Genomic DNA, 21,041 nt, shown 5'->3' with positions numbered 1-21,041 from the left:
TCATGGGTGCTATCCCTCTCGAGCATGGTCTGGCAGTCGCCGGCATCCTGTTCTGCTTAGGTCTGGTTGGCCTGATGGTCCGCCGCAACATCCTCTTCGTGCTCATGAGCCTGGAAGTCATGATGAACGCCTCTGCCCTGGCGTTCGTCGTCGCCGGTGCCCGCTGGGTCCAGCCCGACGGCCAGGTGATGTTCATTCTGGTGATCAGCCTGGCAGCTGCCGAGGCCAGCATTGGCCTGGCCATCCTGCTGCAGCTGTATCGCCGCTTCCACACTCTCGACATCGATGCTGCCAGTGAGATGCGCGGATGAACCTTCTCTTCCTGACTTTCGTCTTTCCCCTCATCGGCTTCCTGCTGCTGTCGTTCTCGCGCGGACGGTTCTCGGAGAACCTGTCCGCCCTGATCGGCGTCGGCTCGGTAGGCCTGTCGGCGGCAACGGCCGCGTACGTCATCTGGCAATTCAACGTCGCCCCGCCTGAAGGCGGCGCGTACAGCCAGCTGCTGTGGCAGTGGATGTCGGTAGACGGCTTCGCGCCGAACTTCACCCTGTACCTGGACGGCCTGTCGGTGACCATGCTTGGCGTGGTGACCGGTGTCGGCTTCCTGATCCACCTGTTCGCTTCCTGGTACATGCGTGGCGAAGCCGGCTACTCGCGCTTCTTCTCGTACACCAACCTGTTCATCGCCAGCATGCTGTTCCTGATCCTGGGCGATAACCTGCTGTTCATCTACTTCGGCTGGGAAGGCGTGGGCCTGTGCTCGTACCTGTTGATCGGTTTCTACTACAGCAACCGCAACAACGGTAACGCCGCACTCAAGGCGTTCATCGTCACCCGTATCGGCGACGTGTTCATGGCCATCGGCCTGTTCATCCTGTTCGCCCAGCTGGGTACCCTGAACGTGCAGGAGCTGCTGGTGCTGGCACCGCAGAAGTTCCAGGCGGGTGACACCTGGATGGTCCTGGCCACACTGATGCTGCTGGGTGGTGCCGTCGGTAAATCGGCGCAGCTGCCACTGCAAACCTGGCTGGCCGACGCGATGGCGGGCCCGACCCCGGTTTCGGCACTGATCCACGCCGCCACCATGGTGACTGCGGGCGTGTACCTGATTGCCCGTACCAACGGCCTGTTCCTGCTGGCGCCGGACATCCTGCACCTGGTAGGCGTGGTGGGTGGCGTGACCCTGGTACTGGCCGGCTTCGCCGCGCTGGTGCAGACCGACATCAAGCGTATCCTCGCCTACTCGACCATGAGCCAGATCGGCTACATGTTCCTGGCCCTGGGCGTAGGTGCCTGGGACGCGGCGATCTTCCACCTGATGACCCACGCCTTCTTCAAGGCCCTGCTGTTCCTCGCGTCGGGTGCGGTGATCGTTGCCTGCCACCACGAGCAGAACATCTTCAAGATGGGCGGCCTGTGGAAGAAACTGCCGCTGGCCTACGCCAGCTTCGTGGTCGGTGGTGCCGCCCTGGCCGCCCTGCCGATCGTGACCGTGGGCTTCTACTCCAAGGACGAGATCCTCTGGGAAGCGTTCGCCAGTGGCAACACCGGCCTGCTGTACGCCGGCCTGGTCGGTGCGTTCATGACCTCGCTGTACACCTTCCGCCTGATCTTCATCGCCTTCCACGGCGAAGCCAAGACCGAAGCCCATGCCGGCCACGGCATCAGCCACTGGCTGCCGCTGGGCGTGCTGATCGTGCTGTCGACCTTCGTCGGTGCCTGGATCACCCCACCGCTGGCAGGCGTGTTGCCTGAAAGCGCCGGCCATGCCGGTGGCGAAGCCAAACATGCGCTGGAGATCACCTCGGGTGCCATCGCCATCGCCGGTATCCTGCTGTCGGCCCTGCTGTTCCTGGGCAAGCGCAGCTTCGTCAGCGCCGTTGCCAACAGCGGCATCGGTCGTGTCCTGTCGGCCTGGTGGTTCGCTGCCTGGGGCTTCGACTGGATCTACGACAAGCTCTTCGTCAAACCGTACCTGCTGATCAGCCACATCCTGCGCAAGGACCCGGTTGACCGCACCATCGGCCTGATTCCGCGGATGGCGCGTGGCGGCCATGTCGCCATGAGCAAGACCGAGACTGGCCAGCTGCGCTGGTACACCGCCTCTATCGCCGTGGGTGCCGTGCTGGTACTCGGTGCCGTGGTAGTGGCTGCGGTATGACTATGAATCTTGCGACTTTGCCAAAGGAAACCAACCCGTCATGATTTTGCCTTGGCTGATCCTGATCCCCTTCATCGGCGGCTTCCTGTGCTGGCTGGGTGAGCGCTTCGGTGCCACCCTGCCGCGCTGGATCGCGCTGCTGACCATGTCCCTGCTGCTCGGCATTGGCTTGTACCTCTGGGGCACCGGCGACTACACGCTCGCTCCCGCTCCGGGCGCCGAACCGGCCTGGGCCGTGGAATACAAAGTCCAGTGGATCCAGCGCTTCGGCATCAGCATCCACCTGGCCCTCGACGGCCTGTCGCTGCTGATGATCCTGCTCACCGGCCTGCTCGGTGTGCTGTCGGTACTGTGTTCCTGGAAAGAAATCCAGCGTCACGTCGGCTTCTTCCACCTCAACCTGATGTGGATCCTCGGCGGCGTGGTCGGTGTGTTCCTGGCCCTGGACCTGTTCCTGTTCTTCTTCTTCTGGGAAATGATGCTGGTGCCGATGTACTTCCTCATCGCGCTCTGGGGTCACAGCTCGGCAGACGGCAAGAAGACCCGGATCTACGCGGCGACCAAGTTCTTCATCTTCACCCAGGCCAGCGGCCTGATCATGCTGGTGGCGATCCTGGGCCTGGTACTGGTCAACTACAACACCACCGGCGTGCTCACCTTCAACTACAGCGACCTGCTCAAGGCCGAGCTGCCAGCGGGCGTGGAATACGTGCTGATGCTGGGCTTCTTCATCGCCTTCGCGGTGAAGCTGCCGGTAGTGCCGTTCCACTCCTGGCTGCCTGACGCTCATGCTCAGGCACCCACCGCAGGCTCCGTGGACCTGGCCGGTATCTTGCTGAAGACTGCAGCCTACGGCCTGCTGCGCTTCGCCCTCCCGCTGTTCCCGAACGCCTCGGCCGAGTTCGCGCCAATTGCCATGACCCTGGGCCTGATCGGTATCTTCTATGGTGCCTTCCTGGCCTTCGCGCAGACCGACATCAAGCGCCTGATCGCCTTCTCCAGCGTCTCGCACATGGGCTTCGTGCTGATCGGTATCTACTCCGGCAGCCAGCAGGCTCTGCAAGGCGCGGTGATTCAGATGCTGGCCCACGGCCTGTCGGCTGCCGCGCTGTTCATCCTGTCCGGCCAGTTGTACGAACGCCTGCACACCCGTGACATGCGCCAGATGGGTGGCCTGTGGCACCGCATCGCCTACCTGCCCGCCATCAGCCTGTTCTTCGCCGCTGCATCGCTGGGCCTGCCAGGCACCGGCAACTTCGTCGGCGAGTTCCTGATCCTGCTCGGCAGCTTCGTGCATGTACCGTGGATCACCGTGATTGCCACCACCGGCCTGGTGTTCGGTTCGGTGTACTCGCTGATCATGATCCACCGCGCCTACTTCGGCCCGGCCAAGACCGACACCGTGCTGGCCGGCATGGACGGACGCGAACTGATCATGGTGCTGGGCCTGGCGGTATTGCTGATCCTGCTGGGCGTGTATCCGCAGCCGTTCCTCGACACCTCTGCCGCCACCATGAGTGGTGTGCAGCAGTGGCTCGGTTCCGCTTTCACTCAACTCGCTTCGGCCCGGTAAGAGCGCTATGGAATTCACCACTCAACACTTCATCGCATTGGCGCCGATGCTGATCACCACCATCACCACGGTGGTGGTGATGCTGGCGATCGCCTGGAAGCGCAACCACTCGCAGACCTTCCTGCTGTCCACCGTGGGCCTGAACCTGGCCCTGCTGTCGATCCTGCCGGCGCTGAAGGTCGCGCCGCTGGCGGTCACCCCGCTGCTCACCATCGACAAGTTCGCCTGCCTGTACATGGCGATTGTCCTGGTGGCAACGCTGGCCTGCGTCACCCTCGCCCACGCCTACCTTGGCGAAGGCTCCAAGGGTTTCCCGGGCAACCGTGAAGAACTCTACCTGCTGCTGCTCATGTCGGCCCTTGGTGGTCTGGTGCTGGTCAGCGCCAACCACCTGGCTGGTCTGTTCATCGGCCTGGAGCTGCTGTCGGTGCCGGTCTACGGCCTGGTGGCGTACGCGTTCTTCAACAAGCGTTCGCTGGAAGCCGGCATCAAGTACATGGTGTTGTCGGCCGCAGGCTCGGCCTTCCTGCTGTTCGGCATGGCCCTGCTGTACGCCGACGCTGGCAGCCTGAGCTTCGACCAGATCGGCAAGGCCCTGGCCGCCACCAGCATGCCAAGCCTGGTGGCCCAGCTGGGCCTGGGCATGATGCTGGTCGGCCTGGCCTTCAAGCTGTCGCTGGTACCCTTCCACCTGTGGACCCCGGACGTGTACGAAGGCGCTCCGGCACCGGTCGCCGCGTTCCTGGCCACCGCCAGCAAGGTCGCGGTGTTCGCTGTGGTCGTGCGCCTGTTCATGCTCTCCCCTGCCGCCAGCAGCGGCGTGCTGAGCACCGTACTGGCAGTCATTGCGGTCGCCTCGATCCTGGTCGGTAACCTGCTGGCGCTGACCCAGAGCAACCTCAAGCGCCTGCTCGGTTACTCGTCGATCGCCCACTTTGGCTACCTGCTCATCGCCCTGGTAGCCAGCAAGGGCCTGGCCCTGGAAGCCATGGGCGTGTACCTGGTCACCTACGTGATCACCAGCCTGGGCGCCTTCGGTGTCATCACCTTGATGTCCTCGCCTTACGCCGGCCGTGACGCCGATGCGCTGTACGAGTACCGCGGCCTGTTCTGGCGCCGTCCGTACCTGACTGCCGTACTGACCGTGATGATGCTGTCGCTGGCGGGCATCCCGCTGACTGCCGGCTTCATCGGCAAGTTCTACATCATCGCCACCGGTGTCGAGTCGCACCTGTGGTGGCTGGTCGGTGCCCTGGTGATCGGCAGCGCCATCGGCGTGTACTACTACCTGCGCGTCATGGTCACCCTGTACCTGGTCGAACCGAACCTGCGTCGCCACGACGCTCCACTGAAGTGGGAACAGCGCACCGGTGGTGTCATGCTGCTGGCCATCGCCATTCTTGCCTTCGTGCTCGGTGTCTACCCACAACCACTGCTGGAACTGGTCCAGCAGGCAGGCCTGCAACTGATCGGCTGATTGCCCCGGCAATACAAGACACCCCGCTTATGCGGGGTGTTTTTTTTTGCGCCAGTTGCTGGCTCACTCACCAGGGCTACCGTGCCCTGCTCCCGGCAACGCGGCCTTGCGCAAATCACCATTGGCCGAAGGCAGGTAGACTTCTGGGTTGGGCATGCCACTGGGAGAGAGCTCATGGGTCATTTCGAACTCGGCACGCACCGACCAGCCGCATGCCTCGGTTGTGCATTGCAAATAAGCGATGCGCAGGAAAATATGTCGCCCTTCGCTGGTGCGTATGCGCATCCGGCTATGGCAATGCGGGCAAACCAGCTTGTAAGTACTCACGGCAAGTACCTGCAAGCACTGTTCAGCTTCATCTTCTGTGAGAATGCTCGCTTGGCTGTGTCAGTATTAGCTGCAAAGCTAGGTCTATTCTTCAGTTTGATGTTTCTCATTGCAGATATGCTCCTTAAAACGCAGGGCTGTATTCATAACGAGTAGTTTAAGCCCATGGAATATCAATAAACCAGTCATGGATATTTGTTATGAGTACTCACGTACTTGCTGCGGTGCTCACGCGCCTTAAATTGCTGACCGGCTCGCAGTCTGATGCCGAGCTGTCCCGTGCACTGTCGGTGAGCCCGCAAACCTTGAGTAGCTGGAAGGTGCGCGACAGCATTCCGTACTCACTTTGCATAGATATTGCCAGGCAACATGATTGCTCCCTGGACTGGCTGTTGTTGGGACAGCCCGAGCAGCACCCCGCAGGCCCTGATGAAACAGGTTGGGAATGCGACATGCTTGAGCGCCTGCGTACGCTATCGCCCAGTGATCGACAGGCCATCCTGTTGTTCATCAAGGACAAGCAGCGTATCCAGCAACTGGAACAGCAGTTGAGTGAGCTTGTTGGCTAACCCCGCCGGCGCCAGCGCTGGAGCAGTTCACGCGGGTCGAGCGTGTCCACCAGCACCATGACCTTCAGGCTGATGGGGATCACCACCACGGCAGCCACGAATGCCGCCATGCCACGGGTCAACAGTGGCAACAGTGACGAAACCAGTGGCTCGAACAGGTGCCCCACACCCACGGTGACGAACACCAACAGCAATTTCTTGCTCAGTGTCAGGCGCTTGTCTGTATTGGTGATCAATCGATCGCGCGCCGCGCTGACCAACAATGCCCCCAGCAGCGCAGCGAACAGTACATTGCCGTCCTCACCCAGCAGCGCCATCACGGCCGCGGCCAGTTCATCCAGAAGCGACTGCTCAGGCATTGGGCTTTCCTCCTCTTGGAACCGGCTGGCAGGCCGCCGAACGCAGGCTGTACATCACCGCTGCTTCGACGAACCGGATGTAGCACACCCGCAAGGCACGCCCATGGTCGTGCCCGGCGACATCTTCGAGGCGCTTGTAGCCCTGATCTCGCAAGACTGCCCGCCAGCGAGCGAATTCACGAGCTGCGTCGATGGCCGCACAGCGGGCCGCCACTTCCAGTGCAACCTCACTGACAGACTCTTGCAGTTGCAGGCGTTCACGTAGCCTGCCGAGGTCCACCCGCGGCCAGAACGGGTCGTGGCTATCGGCAAAGCGTGGCAGCCGAGGATCGTTACCCATGCATCACCCCCTCACTGCTCTGCCAGCATGCCGTAGCGGATGGCCTTGATCACTGCCGCCACCCGCGTAGGCACATCGAACTTGCGCAGGATGTTGGACACATGAAAGTTCACGGTCGACTCCTTGCACGCCAGGATCTGGCCTATCTCCCACGAGCTTTTGCCATAGGCACACCACAACAGCACCTGCTGTTCACGTGGCGTCAAGCGAACCGGAGCGTCCGCCGGGTGTTGCAGCGAGTGTCGAGCATTGTCAGTCATGATTGAACTCCGCAGGTGGTTGAGCGAGGCATCGCTGCCGATCTGCAGTCACCTTACGAAGCACAGGCCAGGGCCTTCCAGCGCAGCCGCTTGTAAAGAAGTTTCGTACAAAACCGTCTGACGAAGGCTGCACGAAATTTGCTGAATTCCTTCGTGCTTCAAGCGGCATTTCGCTCGTCTCAACGCCGTTGTCCATTCGCCTTTCGCCTGGAGTCGTACAATGCGTTGCGTTTTTCCCCTGTCTTCCTGCCTTGGCCTGCTGGCTGCCTTTGGCGCCACGCAGCCCGCCGTGGCGGCACCGTCGGTCGAGCTGGGCCAGGTGTTGATCACCGATGAAGAGCAGGACGAGCTGACGGCAGCCAGTGAGCGCCTGCGTGGAGTGCCAGGCGCCAGTAACCTGGTGGACATGCAGCGCGTCGGGCAAGGCCGGGTGGCCAGCAATCAGGACGTGCTGGCCTATCAGCCCGGGGTATTCGCGCAATCGGCAGGCAATGACGGCATCAAGCTGTCGATCCGCGGCTCGGGCATCAACCGTGCACCAGGCGCTCACGGCTCCGGCGTTTACACGATGTTCGACGGCCTGCCGCTGACCGGCCCTGGGGGTACCCCCTACGAGCTGTTCGAACCCTTGTGGCTGAGCCGTGCAGAGATACTGCGCGGCGCAAATGGCTTTGACCAGGGCTCGCTGGCCTTGGGCGGCGCGATCAACTATGTCACCCACACCGGCTACGACGCAGCCCCCCTGCAGGTGCGCTACGAAGTCGGCAGCCGCGGCTACCAGCACCGCCACATCAGCTCCGGCCAGGTACTGGGCAACCTCGACTATTACGTGGCCCTGACCGACTCGGAGTATGACGGCTACCAGAACCACAGCAGCGGCAGTGCCAAAGGCGTTGCCGCCAACGTCGGTTACCGCTTCAACCCAAACCTGGAAACCCGCTTTTACCTGCGCTACCGGGAGACCGAAAACGAACTCGCCGGGCGCCTGACCAAGGACCAGATCAAGCACCACCCGCGTGCGGCCAACCCGGCCTACCTGGCCCGGGACGACAGCCGCCCACAGCCTGGCAGCACCTGGGTCGGCAACAAGACCACCTTCTACCTCGACGACGATGCGCGCCTTGAGGCTGGCCTGGTCTACCACGACTACCCGATGGACCTGCGCGAAGGCCCGATGCGCCTGAAAGTGGCCTACACCGATGTCAGCGGCACGCTGAACTATTTCCGCCGCGACACCGTGTTCGGCCATGAAAGCAAGACCACCATCGGCTGGCGCACCACCAAGCACCTGCCCAACAGCGGCGCCTCGCAGTTCGCGCGCAATGGCGACGTGTTCGGTGCACGTACCCGCGACTTCACTTACCAGGGTTCAGATACCGTTGTGCATGCCGGCAACGACCTGGAGCTGGCGCCCAACCTGTGGCTGACCACCGGCCTGGCGATGATCTACACCCGCCGCGAAAGTGACGTCACCTACCCCGCCGAAGGGGGCAAAGTGAGCATGCATGACTGGGACTACGCGCCACGGGTTGGGCTGCGCTACGACATCCGCCCGGATCTGCAGGTGTACGGCAACCTCAGCCGCTCGGTCGAACCGCCCCACCCATGGTCACTGATCTGGAGCGCGCCAAGCACTGGCGGCAAGCAGATCCAGCCGATCGAAATGCAGAACCAGACTGCCACCACCCTGGAACTTGGCGCCCGTGGCGACTCGGCGGTCGGCCGCTGGGACCTGGCCTGGTACTACTCGCAGGTGCGCCACGAGCTGTTGGCGGTGGAGGTGGTGCCGAACTTCACCTCGGAGTTCAACGCCAGCGCCACCGTGCACCAAGGCGTCGAAGCTGGCCTCGACAGCACCCTGTGGGAGCGCGCCGGCACGGGCAAGCTGAGCTTGCGCCAGGCCTACACCTTCAGCGACTTCCATTACCGGGATGACGACACGTTCGGCGACAACCGCCTGCCCGGTATCCCCATGCATTACTACCAGGCTGAACTGCGCTACGACTGGCCGAGCGGTTTTTATGCCGGGTTGAATACGCAGATGGCCTCGAAGGTGCAGGTGGACTATGCCAACAGCTACCACGCTGACGAATATGCCTTGCTTGGGGCACGCGTTGGCTGGGATTCGCCGAAACAGGACTGGCAGACCTGGCTGGACCTGCGCAACCTGACCAACAAGCGCTATGCAGCGACGGTGACACCGGCCTACAACGATGCCGGCAACGACAACGCTCGCTCTACACCGGGCGAAGGCTTTGGTGTGTATGCCGGGGTTTCCTACAGCTTCCGCTAAACAGACGGGGCCGCTGTGCGGCCCCCATAAACGAACAGGCCTCAAACCGCCCGGTTCAACTTCACCCACGAAGCGAACTTGTCGACAAACGCCTGCAAGAACGGCCGGGTCTTGTCGTTGAGCTTGCCGGCGTCGTCGAACAGACTCGCTGCGCCACCTATATAGGCCTCGGGCATTTGCATGCAGGGCATGTCCAGAAACACCAGCGACTGACGCACGGCATGGTTGGCTCCAAACCCGCCAATAGCCCCCGGCGACACGCTCACCACCGCTGTCGGCTTGCCGCCCCAGGCACTCTGGCCATAAGGCCGTGAGCCCACATCAATGGCATTCTTCAGGCAGCCCGGCACCGAACGGTTGTATTCCGGCGTGACGAAAAGCACCGCATCACTGCGGCGGATCTCCTCGCGAAAGCGCTTCCAGGCTTCTGGCGCGCCTTCGGCTTCGACATCTTCGTTGTACAACGGCAAATCGCCAATCTCGACGATCTTCAGGGCAAGGCTGGACGGTGCCAGCTCCGAAAGTGCGCGGGCTACCTTGCGGTTGTAGGACTCCTTGCGCAAGCTACCGACGACAACCGCTACCGAATACACCTGGCTCATGGCAATTTCCAACCTTTGCGGGGTAAAAGGACGTTGTAGTTATAGATGACCGTTTCTCGCCGCTTTGGTTTTTTTTCACAAAACCGAAAACTTCCGGCGCTGTTCCACGGTCTATGCCTGCAGACATTTCCTACGTATTTCAGAGGTTTCCACCCAAATGGCAGCAGTAATGGTCGGCCAATTCCACGCCCGTGACGCCGAAGGCCGTATCTACCCCGTGCACGAGTTCCAGGAGTCGACCCTGCAACTTGACGGCAGCACGCTGGGCGCCCCCATCACCACCTACCGCCTGGCCATCGGCGACAAGGTCAACCACCTGGGTGAAAACCGTTTCGAACTGGCCCGCAGCGGCGTCGAGATCACCCGCATTCCGTGATGCAATCTACCGTGTAGCAGCCGTTTTCATTCTGCAGGCCGTGCACGTCGGCGACAAAACCGGGGAAGCCCTGGTTGAACGCCCGGGCGAACGCAAGGTAATCAAGGATCGAACGGGTTGCCTCGGTAAACCGCTCTCCCGGCATGATCAATGGAATGCCGGGTGGGTACGGTACCAGCATCACCGCCGCCACACGCCCTGGCAGTGCCTCGATCGGCACCGCCTCCACTTCGCCGCGGACCATCTGGTCATATGCCCGGGCCGGGCTCACGGCGACTTCCGGCAAGCGCGTGAACAGGCGCTTCAGCTGCTTGGCCGTGGCGTTGCCGCGGTAACAGTCATGCAGTTGGTCGCACAGGTCACGCAGGCCCATGCCCTGGTAGCGTGACGTATCAGCAGCCATCACGCTCGGCAGGCAGCTGCTCAGCGGAGTGTTGCCGTCATAGTGCCGCTTGAAGTCCAGCAACTCGGTGAGCAAGGTGCTCCACTTGCCTTTGGTGATCCCCATGGAAAACAGCACCAGAAAGCTGTACAGACCGGTTTTTTCCACTACCAATCCGCGCTCCCAGAGGAACTTGCTGACCACGGCGGCCGGGATCCCATGCGCGCCCAGCGCCCCGCCGGCATTCAGGCCAGGCATTACCAGGGTGACCTTCAGCGGGTCGAGCAGCACGTAGTCGTCTGCCACCTCACCAAACCCATGCCAGTCAGCTCCGGGCTGCAGCAGCCAGTCCTGTGCCGCCAGCCGCTGGATGCCTTCGGCAGTCGGCGGTTGCCAGATACTGAACCACCAGTCGTCAGCAGCGATGTGCTCGCGCAGGTTGGCCAAGGCACGCCGAAAGCTCAGCGCCTCGTCGAACATTTCCTGCAGCAGCGAGCGCCCGGCCGGCCCCTCCATCATGGTCGAGGCCACGTCCAGCGACGCGAGGATGCTGTACTGTGGCGAAGTCGAGATGTGCATCATGAACGCTTCGTTGAAACGGTCCCGGTCCAGCTGACGCCTGGCGCCGTCCTGCACGTGAATCATCGAAGCCTGGCTGAATGCGGCCAGCAGCTTGTGGGTGGAATGGGTGCTGAACACCAGCGGGCTTTCTGCCAAGCAGGTGGTGCCCATGGCGTAACGCCCGGCAAAAAAGTCATGGAACGCCGCATAGGCAAACCAGGCCTCGTCAAAGTGCAGGACCTCGACACTGCTACCCAAGGCTTGCTTGATCATTCCCGCGTGATAACACAGCCCGTCGTAGGTCGAGTTGGTCACCACCGCTAGCTTGATTCGCTGCCCACGGTCGCGAGCCAAGGGGTTGGCCTGGATCTTCGCCGCAATTGCCTCGGCGCTGAACTCACTGAGCGGGATCGGTCCGATGATGCCCAGTTCATTGCGCTCGGGGCACAGGTACAGGGGAATGGCGCCGGTCATGATGATCGCGTGCACCACCGACTTGTGACAGTTGCGGTCCACCAATACCAGGTCGTCACGACCGACCATGGCGTGCCAGACGATCTTGTTGGCGGTCGAGGTGCCATTGATGACGAAGAAGGTGTGGTCAGCGCCGAAGTTGCGTGCGGCCCTGGCCTCGGCTGCGGCCAGCGGGCCGGTATGGTCGAGCAGCGAGCCCAGTTCAGGGACCGAAACGGACAAGTCCGAGCGCAGGGTGTTCTCCCCGAAGAATTGGTGAAAGGCCTGGCCAACCGGGCTTTTGTGATAAGCCACGCCGCCGCCGTGCCCCGGGGTATGCCAGGAATAGTTGGACTGCGCGGTATGTTGCACCAACGCCTTGAAGAAAGGCGGCAGCAGGCCGTCGAGGTATGCGTGTGCAGCTCGCGCCACCTGGCGGGCGAGGAATGGTACGGTGTCTTCGAAGAGGTAGAGGATGCCCCTCAGCTGGTTGAGCTCGCTCATGGCCTCGGCGGGTGCGTTTTCCAAAGTGACCTGCTCGCCCAGGGCGAAGATCGGCAGGTTGGGTGCACGCAGGCGGGCCAAGCCGATCAGCTCGGCCATGTTCTGCAGCAGGTGGGTGTTCTCGCCGGCGCCTTCGGCCGCGATCAGCATGCAGGCCAGGCCGTGGTGGGTGGCGGCGACCAGGCGTGCTTCGGCGTGGTCAGCGGCCTTGATGACGGTGAAGCCGTCCTGGGTCAGCTCATCGGCAATTCCGCGCACCCGTTCGCCGGCAACGCTGTCGGCCTTGATGGCGCGGTGGACGATGAGGATCGGGAACTTGAGGTCCTTGTACATCAGGTGGCTACCTCCGAAGGACATGGGGTCCATTTCAGGGTAGTTGACGTGCCTGTCTTGAGGGTTGGGGTGGGGCGTAAATCATGCGCCGCGCGGGCGGCGCTCGACCTCAACACCACCGCACAACCCACGGCAAGCCAAGCGTCTCAACCCGCCGGCGTCTCGGTCAGGGCCTGCCACATCGAAGGCCCACCCGCCGACTTGGCGATGGCCGCCAGCCGCTCGGCATGCGCCTCCAGCTCTTCAGCACTGGCCATGATCACCCGCCCAGGCGCACGCCCGACAATCCGGCGGATCTCGCTACCGCCAGCGCCCTGCCCATCATCATCGGCGTCTGCCCCATGGCCAGCCAGCGACAGGCTGGTCTGGCCACCGGTCATCGCCAGGTAGACGTCTGCCAGCAGCTCCGAGTCGAGCAGCGCGCCGTGCAGCTCACGGCCCGAGTTGTCGATGTCGTAACGTTTGCACAGCGCATCCAGGCTGTTGCGTTGCCCCGGGTGACGCGAGCGTGCCAGCAGCAAGGTATCGAGGATGGTGCAATATTGCGCAGCGTCCGCACGATCCTGCTGGCCGAGCAAGGCGAATTCGTTGTTGATGAAACCAACGTCGAACGCCGCGTTGTGGATGACCAGCGTGGCACCTTGAATGAACGCGAAGAATTCCTCGGCAACATCCGCAAAACGTGGCTTGCCGACCAGGAACGCATCGGTGATACCGTGGACGTTGATGGCGCCCTCGTCACTCTCGCGGTCCGGCTGCAGGTAGACGTGGAAGTGCCGCCCGGTCAGGCGCCGGCCGATGACCTCGACGCAGCCGATCTCGATGATCCGGTGGCCTTCGCCAACCGGCATACCCGTGGTTTCGGTATCGAGAATGACGAACCGTTTATCTTGCTGCTGCTCCACGCGGGGCGCTCCAACTTGCATCAGTTACAAAGGCGGCGATTGTAACCCAGCTCAACGCTGGGCGCGCACCTCATCAACCCCCCGGTTGGCCAGCTGGTCGGCGCGTTCGTTGCCGGGGTGGCCGATATGGCCGCGCACCCACTTCCAGGTCACCTTGTGGCGGTTGACCTGCTCATCCAGCAGCTGCCACAGGTCGGCGTTCTTCACCGGCTCCTTGGCGGCGGTCTTCCAGCCGCGCTTCTTCCAGTTGACCATCCATTCGTTGATGCCCTTCATCACGTACTGCGAGTCGGTGGTCAGGACCACCTCGCATTCACGCTTGAGCGACATCAGGCCCTGGATCGCGGCCATCAGCTCCATGCGATTGTTGGTGGTCTCACGTTCGCCGCCCCACAGTTCCTTCTCGACGCCCTTGTAGATCATCAGCACGCCCCAGCCACCCGGGCCAGGGTTGCCCTTGCAGGCACCATCAGTAAACATCTCGACGCTATCGCTCATGTACCACTCTTGAATTCAGTGCTTGTCAGTTTCGGGGTTGGCTGCGGTGCGGTTGACCTTCGCCAGTGGCAGCGGCAGCAGCTTGCCCATTGGCTCGCGGCGTTCCGGCCGCAGAGGCCGCAGGCCTACCACCATCTTGCGCGCCACCAGCAGGTATACCCCGCCACCAGAGCCCTGCCAGCCGCCGGCCAGTCGTTCCCAGCCCTCCAGGCGTTGCTGCCAGGCAGGTGAGGCAAGCGGCGGACGATAGCACCCGAAGCGGCGTTTCTCCAGCGCGAAACCCAGCAGGTTGAGCCAGTCGCCCACCCGCGAAGGCGAGATGCAACGCGCTTTGCGCAGGGCGCCATGGCTGAAGAAATGGCGCATGCCCCAGCTGCTCCACGGGTTGATGCCGACGATCAGCAGATGCCCGCCCGGGCGCACTGCACTGGCCGCCTCGCGCAGCAGACCATGCGGTGAAAGGCAGAAGTCCAGGCCGTGCTGCAGTACCACCACGTCGGCGGCATGCTCGCTCAGCGGCCACGCCTGCTCTTCGCAGACGATCTCCACCCCCGGCAATGGCGCGCCAAGGCGCACGTTGCGCTGCACCTGCGGGGCGCTGGGCGGTGCCTCGGCGCATGGCCCATAATGCACAAGGTAACCCCCGAAGAAGCGCCCTAGCTCTTCTTCCAGCAGTTTGTCCTCCTCCTTGAGCATCAGTTGCCCGAGTGGGCCGTTGAACCACTCACGGGCCAGGCTGATCAGCTCGACCCAGTCCGGGTCGGCCTGGGCAAACGCTTGGTCGGTCATTGCGCTCTCCTTCGAAGGTTCTCCCACCGCGCCATCGCGGCTAAGATGCCCTCATGTGCCACGCTAGGCGAATCGGATCCGCACCATGATACAGATCGATGCTCTCCCCGCTTTCTCCGACAACTACATCTGGTTGTTACAGGATACTGCCAAACGCCGTTGCGCGGTGGTTGACCCGGGTGATGCCGGCCCGGTGGAACGCTGGCTGGCGGCAAACCCCGGATGGACGCTGAGCGACATCCTGGTCACCCACCACCACAACGATCATGTCGGCGGCGTTGAACGGCTCAAGCAACTGAGCGGCGCGCGGGTCTGCGGCCCGGCCAACGAGCGCATCCCCGGCCGCGACCTGGCATTGAACGACGGCGACCTGCTGGAAGTGCTGGGCGTGGGCTTCCAGGTGCTCGCAGTGCCCGGTCACACGCTGGGGCATATCGCCTTCTTCAGCGACCAGCCAGCAACGCCCATCCTGTTCAGTGGCGACACCCTGTTCGCCGCCGGCTGCGGGCGCATGTTCGAGGGTACACCCGAACAGATGCAGCCTGCCCTCGCCCGCCTGGCGGCGCTGCCAGAGCGAACCGAGGTGTACTGCGCCCACGAATACACCCTCAGCAACCTGCGCTTCGCCAAGGCAGTGGAGCCCAGCAATCCGCATGTTCAGCAACGGTTCGAAGACGTTAGCCGGTTGCGCGCGGAAAATCGCATCAGCTTGCCATCGACGATTGGCCTGGAACGCCTGACCAACCCCTTTTTGCGTACCTCTGAAACATTAGTTAAACAAAAAGCAGACGAATGGAAGGGACATTCGAACACCTCGCATGTCGCTGTTTTTGCTGCCTTGAGGTCTTGGAAGGACACCTTCTGATAACCGCAAGATATATCGCAAGTGATGGTCAAAGGTTGACCAGGCCCGGAGCGGTTTCTAGAATCGCCGAACTTTTTCGCCCGGATACCTGTATCAGCCGATGTCTTCCCGTAGCCGCAGAACCTCTCATTCCGTCGCCCTGACGCGTCTGGCCCAAATCAGTGCGCTGGCTCTGGCCGCCACCTTGGTGGGCTGCCAGAGCACCCGTCAGCTCGACGAATCCGATAGCGTTCGCGCGCACAACTACCAGGCGCGGATCAAGCACAAGCCTTCGCCGCTACTGGTCAAGCCGGCCGAGCAGGCGCCGCAGGATGTATGGGAGCGCATGCGCCAGGGCTTCGCCCTGCAGGACAGCATCGACGTCAACCCGCGCATCGAGCAGCAGCGCCTGTGGTTCGCCAGCAATCCAACCTTCATCGAAAGCGCTGGCGAGCGTGGCAGCCTGTACTTGCACTATATCGTCGAACGTCTTGAAGAACGTGGCATGCCGCTGGAGCTGGCCTTGTTGCCGGCCATCGAAAGCGCCTACAACCCGATGGCGTACTCGCGTGCAAGCGCCGCCGGCATGTGGCAGTTCATGCCCGCCACCGGTCGTCACTTCAACCTGCGCCAGACCAACTTCTATGACGGCCGCCGCGACGTCACCGCATCGACCAACGCGGCGCTGGACTACCTGACCCGCCTGCACGACATGTTCAACGGTGACTGGCTGCTTGCCCTGGCGGCCTACAATGCCGGCGAAGGTACCGTCAGCCGGGCCATCGAGCGCAACGAAAAGCTCGGCCTGCCGACCGACTACTGGAACCTGCCCCTGCCACAGGAAACCCGCGACTACGTACCCAAGTTGCTGGCGCTGTCGCAGGTGGTGTCCACGCCAGAAGCCTATGGCGTCAATCTCACCCCGATCGCCAACGAACCGTACTTCGAGGCGGTGGCGATCAATGAACGCCTGGACCTGACCCGCGTTGCAGCCTTTGCCAACATCGACGAGGACGAGCTGATCCAGCTTAACCCGGCGTTCAAGAAGCGTATGACCGTCGACGGCCCTAAACAACTGCTGGTACCGACCGCCAAGGCACAGCTGCTCAGTGCCAGCCTGTCCAACCTCAACCCAGAGCAGCTGGTCAGCCTGCAGCCGCCCAAGGCCGCGTTCGCCCGCGCCGTGGCCGAAGCCAAGGCACCGGTGGCCACACGCAGCTACCGGGTCAAGCGGGGCGACAACCTGGGCGCCATCGCCAAGGCCAATCGGGTGTCGGTCAAGGACATCAAGCGCTGGAACCGCCTGTCCGGCAACAGCCTGCGCGCCGGCCAGGTCCTGGCCCTGCGCGGCGGCAACGCCTCGAGTGCCGCCGGCAACCGGGTTGCCGCTTCCGGGAAGCGCTCCACGCAGTACAAGGTCCGCAAGGGCGACTCCCTGTATCTGGTAGCCAAGCGCTTCAATGTGGAAATGAAGCACCTCAAGCGCTGGAACCCACGCAGCGGCCATGCCCTCAAGCCAGGCCAGACCCTGACCGTCTACCTCGGGCATTGAGTCGTTACAAGGGCTGCTTTGCAGCCCATTCGCGGGCACGCCCGCTCCCACAGGTGTTTCACAGCCCTCAAAGCCAGTGCCGTACCTGTGAGAGCGGGCGGGCCCGCGAATGGGCCTGAAAACCCAGCCACTGGAAAACCCCAGCCCCTCTCTTTTTCCAACCCCACCAAGCTGTTACTGTACTCGATCAAAGCCCAACGCCTCTGGATCGGATGCCGACTTGATACGTCCCCTCCTGCTGTCACTCAGCCTGGCCTTGAGCTTCCCCGCAGCCGCGATGGTGAGCGAAAGCCACGGATACGCGCAGTTCGGCACGCTCAAGTACCCAGCCACCTTCACCCACTTCGACTGGGTCAACCCGCAAGCGCCCAAGGGCGGTACTTTGCGGGCCATGGCTTTTGGCACCTTCGACACCCTCAACCCCTACACCTTCAAGGGGTCGAGCCCGATCACCACGCCCAATTTCCAGCAGTACGGCATCAGCGAGCTGAACGAGCCGCTGATGGTCGGCACCGGGCAGTACGACCCGTCCGGTGACGAACCCACCTCCAGCTATGGCCTGATTGCCCGTTCGGTGGAGTACAGCGAGGACCGCAGCTGGGTGGTATTCAACCTGCGTCCGGAAGCCCGCTGGCATGATGGGCAGCCGATCACCTCGGCAGACGTGGCCTTTTCCTACCGCACGCTGCTCAAGGACGGCCACCCGATCTACCGCACCAACCTGCAGGAAGTACAACGGGTCGACATCCTCGGCCCGCTGCGAATCCGCTTCGTGTTCAAGCGCGCCGGCAACCCGCTGCTGATCCTGCGCCTGGGCGAAATGCCGGTGCTGCCCAAGCATTACTGGCAAAAGCGTGACTTCAAGGCCACCACCTTCGAGCCACCACTGGGCAGCGGCCCCTACCGCATCACCGAGGTACAGCCCGGGCGCCGGCTGGTGTTCGAGCGGGTGAAGAACTACTGGGGCAAGGACCTGGCGGTAAACCGTGGCAAGTACAACTTCAAACGCGTGGAGTACGAGTTTTACCGTGACGCCACGGTGGCCTTCGAGGCGTTCAAGGCGGGCGAGTTCGACATTTATATCGAGCACCAGGCAAAGAACTGGGCCAACGGCTACAACTTCCCGGCCGTGCGCCGTGGCGAGGTGATCAAGGCACAGATCCCGCATAGCATCCCCACCCAAACCCAGGGCCTGTTCATGAACAGCCGCCGGGCCACCTTCAGTGACCCGCGGGTGCGCCAGGCGCTTGGGCTGATGCTCGACTTCGAATGGACCAACCGCGCACTGTTCAGCAGTGCCTACCGGCGCTCGACCAGCTACTACCCCAACAGCGAGTTCGCCGCCAGCGGGCTGCCCACCGGCAAGGAATGGCTGTTGCTGGCGCCATTCCGTGACCAGTTGCCGGCCAAGCTGTTCAGCGAACCGTACAAGGTCAGCCACACCGACGGCCGTGGCATCAGCCGCCAGACCCTGCGCCAGGCCCTGGGCCTGCTCGCTGACGCCGGCTGGAAGCTGAACGGCCAGCGCCTGGTCGACAGCAAGGGCCAGCAGCTGCGCATGGAGCTGCTACTGGTAAACCCCAACCTTGAACGCATCCTGCAACCTTATGTCGAAAACCTGTCCAGCATCGGCATCGATGCGCGCTTGCGCACCGTAGACCGTGCCCAGTACAAACAACGCCTGGACCAGTTCGATTTCGACATGATTCTGATGACCCTGAACCAGACCCTCAGTCCCGGCCTTGAACAGTGGCTGTACTTCCACTCCAGCCAGGCCGCGACCAAGGGCAGCAAGAACTATGCGGGGGTCAAGGACCCGGTCGTCGACCACCTGCTCGACACCCTGCTGGCCGCACGTACCCGCGATGACCAGGTCGCTGCCGCCCGTGCCCTGGACCGCGTGCTCTCATGGCAGTACTACATGATCCCCAACTGGTACCTCGACAACCACCGCCTGGCTTACCGCAACCGGTTCGCCTTCGTCACCACGCCGCCCTATACCCTGGGGCTGAACAGCTGGTGGATCAAGACTTCGGAGAAAGCCCAATGACGCCAACGCACCGTCTGCGCCGGCTGGCAGGCAGCCTGTTGCTCGCCTGCCTGAGCCTTCCCGCCCTGGCCGCACCGCAACACGCCCTCACCCTGTACGACGAGCCGCCCAAGTACCCCGCTGACTTCAAGCACTTCGACTACGTCAACCCCGACGCCCCCAAGGGCGGCACCTTTCGCCAGTCCAGCTTCGGTGGCTTCGACAGCCTGAACCCGTTCATCAACAAGGGCGTCGCGGCCGAAAACATCAGCATCATCTACGACACGCTGATGCGCCAGAGCCAGGATGAGCCGTTCACCGAGTACGGCCTGGTGGCCGGCAAGATCGAAAAAGCCCCTGATAACAGCTGGGTGCGCTTCTACCTGCGCCCGCAGGCGCGCTTCCATGACGGCCATCCGATGCGTGCCGACGACGTGGTATTTACCTTCAACGCCCTGATCAAGGACGGCGCGCCCCTGTACCGCCAGTACTACGCCGACGTCGCCGAAGTGGTCGCCGAAGACCCGCTCAAGGTGCTGTTCAAGTTCAAGCACAAGAACAACCGCGAGCTGCCACTGATTCTCGGCCAGCTGCCGGTACTGCCCAAGCACTGGTACGAAAACCGCGAGTTCAACCGCGGCAACCTGGAAATCCCGTTGGGCAGCGGCCCGTACAAGGTCGCCGAGGTCAAGGCCGGGCGCTCGGTGCGCTACGAACGGGTCAAGGATTACTGGGCCAAGGACCTGCCGATCAACCGCGGTTTCTACAACTTCGACGCCATGACGTTCGACGCCTACCGCGACACCACCGTCGCCCTGGAGGCGCTCAAGGCCGGGGCATTCGACTATGGCCTGGAAGTCAGTGCAAAGAACTGGGCCACCGCCTACAACGTCCCCGCCGTGCGCGACGGCCGGCTGATCAAGGAGGAGCTGCCTAACGGCAACCCCACCGGCATGCAGGGCTTCATTTTCAACATCCGTCGCCCGGTGTTCCAGGATGTGCGTGTGCGCCAGGCCCTGAGCCTGCTGCTGGACTACGAGTGGACCAACAAGCAGCTGTTCAACGGCGCCTACACCCGCACCGGCAGCTACTTCGAGAACTCGGAAATGGCCGCCCACGGCCTGCCCGGCGCCAACGAGCTGAAAATACTGGAACCACTGCGCGGCAAAGTGCCCGACCAGGTGTTCACCGCAGCCTTCCGCAACCCGGTGAGCGATGGCAGCGGCATGATCCGCGAGCAGCAGCGCCAGGCCTACAAGCTGTTGCAGGAAGCCGGCTGGAAAATCGTCGACGACAAGATGGTCGACGCCCAAGGCAAGCCGGCAAGCATCGAGTTCCTGCTGGCGCAGACCGAGTTCGAACGCATTCTGCTGCCGTTCAAGCGCAACCTTGCCGACCTGGGTATCGAGCTGAACATTCGCCGTGTCGATGTTTCGCAGTACATAAACCGCCTGCGCTCGCGTGACTACGACATGATCGTTGGCGGCTACCCGCAATCCAATTCGCCTGGCAACGAGCAGCGCGAGTTCTGGTCCAGCGCCGCCGCCGACAACCCCGGCAGCCGCAACTTCATCGGCCTGCGCGACCCGGCCATCGACCAACTGGTGGACCAGCTGATCAACGCCGACTCGCGGCAGAGCCTGATCGACCACTGCCGCGCCCTCGACCGCGTACTGCTGTGGGGCTATTACGTGATCCCCAACTGGCACATCAAGACCTGGCGCGTGGCCTACTGGAACCACATCGGCCACCCGAAAGTGTCGCCCAAGTACGACATCGGCATCGACACCTGGTGGATCAAGCCCGGGGTGACCCCGGCGGTCAGCGAAGCCTCTGCGGACGAGGCCAACTGAC

Annotated in this window: 21 protein-coding genes; 12 read left to right on the top strand and 9 right to left on the bottom strand. The window is 62.7% G+C overall.

Features of this window, described 5'->3' with window-relative positions:
* Positions 1–2: 2 nt before the first annotated feature.
* From nuoK to nuoN, 4 genes are read left to right on the top strand one after another with little or no spacing between them, the layout of a single operon-like run.
* Positions 3–311, top strand: a complete 309-nt coding sequence (nuoK, locus tag E8E68_RS16235) for an NADH-quinone oxidoreductase subunit NuoK (RefSeq protein WP_003251446.1) — start codon at positions 3–5, stop codon at positions 309–311.
* Positions 308–2,161 carry an NADH-quinone oxidoreductase subunit L gene (gene nuoL, locus E8E68_RS16230; RefSeq protein ID WP_280342874.1) on the top strand — a complete coding sequence of 618 codons (1,854 nt, stop codon included), beginning with the start codon at positions 308–310 and terminating at the stop codon, positions 2,159–2,161. Before nuoK ends, nuoL begins: the two co-directional genes overlap by 4 nt.
* Before the next feature lie 40 nt (positions 2,162–2,201).
* Positions 2,202–3,734, top strand: coding sequence for an NADH-quinone oxidoreductase subunit M (nuoM, locus tag E8E68_RS16225; RefSeq protein WP_110744711.1), 1,533 nt, complete (start codon positions 2,202–2,204; stop codon positions 3,732–3,734).
* A gap of 7 nt (positions 3,735–3,741) precedes the next feature.
* The gene (gene nuoN / locus E8E68_RS16220; RefSeq protein WP_110744712.1) at positions 3,742–5,211 is read left to right on the top strand and encodes an NADH-quinone oxidoreductase subunit NuoN; all 1,470 of its coding nucleotides are present in this window, start codon (positions 3,742–3,744) and stop codon (positions 5,209–5,211) included.
* Between the two features lie 63 nt (positions 5,212–5,274).
* Here the strand turns inward: nuoN and E8E68_RS16215 are convergent, their stop codons facing one another.
* Complete coding sequence (locus E8E68_RS16215) at positions 5,275–5,460, bottom strand: transcriptional regulator (RefSeq protein WP_266032236.1); 186 nt, start codon at positions 5,458–5,460, stop codon at positions 5,275–5,277.
* Between E8E68_RS16215 and E8E68_RS16210 the strand changes: the two genes are divergently transcribed.
* Both E8E68_RS16210 and E8E68_RS16205 read left to right on the top strand, forming a co-directional pair.
* Positions 5,386–5,694, top strand: coding sequence for a hypothetical protein (locus E8E68_RS16210; protein WP_266032241.1), 309 nt, complete (start codon positions 5,386–5,388; stop codon positions 5,692–5,694). The genes E8E68_RS16215 and E8E68_RS16210 overlap by 75 nt on opposite strands.
* Before the next feature lie 44 nt (positions 5,695–5,738).
* Positions 5,739–6,107 (top strand): helix-turn-helix domain-containing protein, encoded by a 369-nt coding sequence (locus tag E8E68_RS16205; RefSeq protein ID WP_266032194.1) that lies wholly within the window; start codon positions 5,739–5,741, stop codon positions 6,105–6,107.
* Here the strand turns inward: E8E68_RS16205 and E8E68_RS16200 are convergent.
* From E8E68_RS16200 to E8E68_RS16190, 3 genes are read right to left on the bottom strand one after another with little or no spacing between them, the layout of a single operon-like run.
* Complete coding sequence (locus tag E8E68_RS16200; protein WP_266032193.1) at positions 6,104–6,466, bottom strand: hypothetical protein; 363 nt, start codon at positions 6,464–6,466, stop codon at positions 6,104–6,106. The two genes, E8E68_RS16205 and E8E68_RS16200, sit on opposite strands and share 4 nt — an antisense overlap.
* Positions 6,459–6,806 (bottom strand): head completion/stabilization protein, encoded by a 348-nt coding sequence (locus tag E8E68_RS16195; protein WP_280342869.1) that lies wholly within the window; start codon positions 6,804–6,806, stop codon positions 6,459–6,461. The genes E8E68_RS16200 and E8E68_RS16195 overlap by 8 nt, the downstream gene beginning before the upstream one ends.
* Before the next feature lie 11 nt (positions 6,807–6,817).
* The gene (locus E8E68_RS16190; RefSeq protein WP_110744717.1) at positions 6,818–7,066 is read right to left on the bottom strand and encodes a helix-turn-helix transcriptional regulator; all 249 of its coding nucleotides are present in this window, start codon (positions 7,064–7,066) and stop codon (positions 6,818–6,820) included.
* 220 nt (positions 7,067–7,286) lie between these two features.
* On the opposite strand from E8E68_RS16190, the gene E8E68_RS16185 reads away from it, so the two are divergent.
* Positions 7,287–9,359: a TonB-dependent receptor gene (locus E8E68_RS16185; protein WP_280342865.1), complete on the top strand. Its 2,073-nt coding sequence runs from the start codon at positions 7,287–7,289 to the stop codon at positions 9,357–9,359.
* 41 nt (positions 9,360–9,400) lie between these two features.
* Here the strand turns inward: E8E68_RS16185 and chrR are convergent, their stop codons facing one another.
* The gene (gene chrR / locus E8E68_RS16180; protein WP_266032190.1) at positions 9,401–9,961 is read right to left on the bottom strand and encodes a class I chromate reductase ChrR; all 561 of its coding nucleotides are present in this window, start codon (positions 9,959–9,961) and stop codon (positions 9,401–9,403) included.
* A 157-nt stretch (positions 9,962–10,118) separates the two neighbouring features.
* On the opposite strand from chrR, the gene E8E68_RS16175 reads away from it, so the two are divergent.
* Positions 10,119–10,337 carry a hypothetical protein gene (locus E8E68_RS16175; protein WP_010954911.1) on the top strand — a complete coding sequence of 73 codons (219 nt, stop codon included), beginning with the start codon at positions 10,119–10,121 and terminating at the stop codon, positions 10,335–10,337.
* Here E8E68_RS16175 and E8E68_RS16170 read toward each other — a convergent pair.
* The 4 genes from E8E68_RS16170 to E8E68_RS16155 form a co-directional block, all read right to left on the bottom strand.
* Positions 10,321–12,570 (bottom strand): Orn/Lys/Arg decarboxylase N-terminal domain-containing protein, encoded by a 2,250-nt coding sequence (locus E8E68_RS16170; protein WP_280342905.1) that lies wholly within the window; start codon positions 12,568–12,570, stop codon positions 10,321–10,323. The genes E8E68_RS16175 and E8E68_RS16170 overlap by 17 nt on opposite strands.
* A 146-nt stretch (positions 12,571–12,716) precedes the next feature.
* A complete protein-coding gene (dnaQ, locus tag E8E68_RS16165) occupies positions 12,717–13,475 on the bottom strand; it encodes a DNA polymerase III subunit epsilon (protein WP_266032189.1) in 759 nt (252 codons plus the stop codon).
* 51 nt (positions 13,476–13,526) lie between these two features.
* Positions 13,527–13,973, bottom strand: coding sequence for a ribonuclease HI (gene rnhA / locus E8E68_RS16160; protein WP_029886642.1), 447 nt, complete (start codon positions 13,971–13,973; stop codon positions 13,527–13,529).
* 15 nt (positions 13,974–13,988) lie between these two features.
* On the bottom strand, positions 13,989–14,762 hold the full coding sequence (locus E8E68_RS16155) for a methyltransferase domain-containing protein (RefSeq protein WP_110744723.1): 774 nt from the start codon (positions 14,760–14,762) through the stop codon (positions 13,989–13,991).
* An 85-nt stretch (positions 14,763–14,847) separates the two neighbouring features.
* Between E8E68_RS16155 and gloB the strand changes: the two genes are divergently transcribed.
* The 4 genes from gloB (at position 14,848) to E8E68_RS16135 (ending at position 21,040) form a co-directional block, all read left to right on the top strand.
* A complete protein-coding gene (gene gloB / locus E8E68_RS16150; protein ID WP_280342859.1) occupies positions 14,848–15,627 on the top strand; it encodes a hydroxyacylglutathione hydrolase in 780 nt (259 codons plus the stop codon).
* Between the two features lie 100 nt (positions 15,628–15,727).
* The gene (locus tag E8E68_RS16145) at positions 15,728–17,158 is read left to right on the top strand and encodes a lytic transglycosylase domain-containing protein (RefSeq protein ID WP_266032187.1); all 1,431 of its coding nucleotides are present in this window, start codon (positions 15,728–15,730) and stop codon (positions 17,156–17,158) included.
* Positions 17,159–17,378: 220 nt separating this feature from the next.
* A complete protein-coding gene (locus E8E68_RS16140) occupies positions 17,379–19,208 on the top strand; it encodes an extracellular solute-binding protein (protein ID WP_266032186.1) in 1,830 nt (609 codons plus the stop codon).
* Positions 19,205–21,040, top strand: coding sequence for an extracellular solute-binding protein (locus tag E8E68_RS16135; RefSeq protein WP_266032185.1), 1,836 nt, complete (start codon positions 19,205–19,207; stop codon positions 21,038–21,040). Before E8E68_RS16140 ends, E8E68_RS16135 begins: the two co-directional genes overlap by 4 nt.
* Position 21,041: the final 1 nt, after the last annotated feature.

The organism is Pseudomonas sp. BN607 (assembly GCF_029871175.1).
Classification (GTDB): domain Bacteria; phylum Pseudomonadota; class Gammaproteobacteria; order Pseudomonadales; family Pseudomonadaceae; genus Aquipseudomonas.
Note: the sequence above shows the minus strand (reverse complement) of the source record. Positions and strands in the feature narration are given on the sequence as shown.

Coding starts and splice junctions, on each gene's coding strand:
- E8E68_RS16145 (WP_266032187.1), top strand. CDS start 15,728: ATGTCTTCCCGTAGCCGCAGAACCTCTCATTCCGTCGCCCTGACGCGT.
- E8E68_RS16210 (WP_266032241.1), top strand. CDS start 5,386: ATGGGTCATTTCGAACTCGGCACGCACCGACCAGCCGCATGCCTCGGT.
- E8E68_RS16200 (WP_266032193.1), bottom strand. CDS start 6,466: ATGCCTGAGCAGTCGCTTCTGGATGAACTGGCCGCGGCCGTGATGGCG.
- E8E68_RS16185 (WP_280342865.1), top strand. CDS start 7,287: ATGCGTTGCGTTTTTCCCCTGTCTTCCTGCCTTGGCCTGCTGGCTGCC.
- E8E68_RS16170 (WP_280342905.1), bottom strand. CDS start 12,570: ATGTACAAGGACCTCAAGTTCCCGATCCTCATCGTCCACCGCGCCATC.
- nuoK (WP_003251446.1), top strand. CDS start 3: ATGGGTGCTATCCCTCTCGAGCATGGTCTGGCAGTCGCCGGCATCCTG.
- chrR (WP_266032190.1), bottom strand. CDS start 9,961: ATGAGCCAGGTGTATTCGGTAGCGGTTGTCGTCGGTAGCTTGCGCAAG.
- E8E68_RS16175 (WP_010954911.1), top strand. CDS start 10,119: ATGGCAGCAGTAATGGTCGGCCAATTCCACGCCCGTGACGCCGAAGGC.
- gloB (WP_280342859.1), top strand. CDS start 14,848: ATGATACAGATCGATGCTCTCCCCGCTTTCTCCGACAACTACATCTGG.
- nuoM (WP_110744711.1), top strand. CDS start 2,202: ATGATTTTGCCTTGGCTGATCCTGATCCCCTTCATCGGCGGCTTCCTG.
- E8E68_RS16190 (WP_110744717.1), bottom strand. CDS start 7,066: ATGACTGACAATGCTCGACACTCGCTGCAACACCCGGCGGACGCTCCG.
- E8E68_RS16195 (WP_280342869.1), bottom strand. CDS start 6,806: ATGGGTAACGATCCTCGGCTGCCACGCTTTGCCGATAGCCACGACCCG.
- E8E68_RS16155 (WP_110744723.1), bottom strand. CDS start 14,762: ATGACCGACCAAGCGTTTGCCCAGGCCGACCCGGACTGGGTCGAGCTG.
- E8E68_RS16205 (WP_266032194.1), top strand. CDS start 5,739: ATGAGTACTCACGTACTTGCTGCGGTGCTCACGCGCCTTAAATTGCTG.
- E8E68_RS16135 (WP_266032185.1), top strand. CDS start 19,205: ATGACGCCAACGCACCGTCTGCGCCGGCTGGCAGGCAGCCTGTTGCTC.
- rnhA (WP_029886642.1), bottom strand. CDS start 13,973: ATGAGCGATAGCGTCGAGATGTTTACTGATGGTGCCTGCAAGGGCAAC.
- nuoL (WP_280342874.1), top strand. CDS start 308: ATGAACCTTCTCTTCCTGACTTTCGTCTTTCCCCTCATCGGCTTCCTG.
- nuoN (WP_110744712.1), top strand. CDS start 3,742: ATGGAATTCACCACTCAACACTTCATCGCATTGGCGCCGATGCTGATC.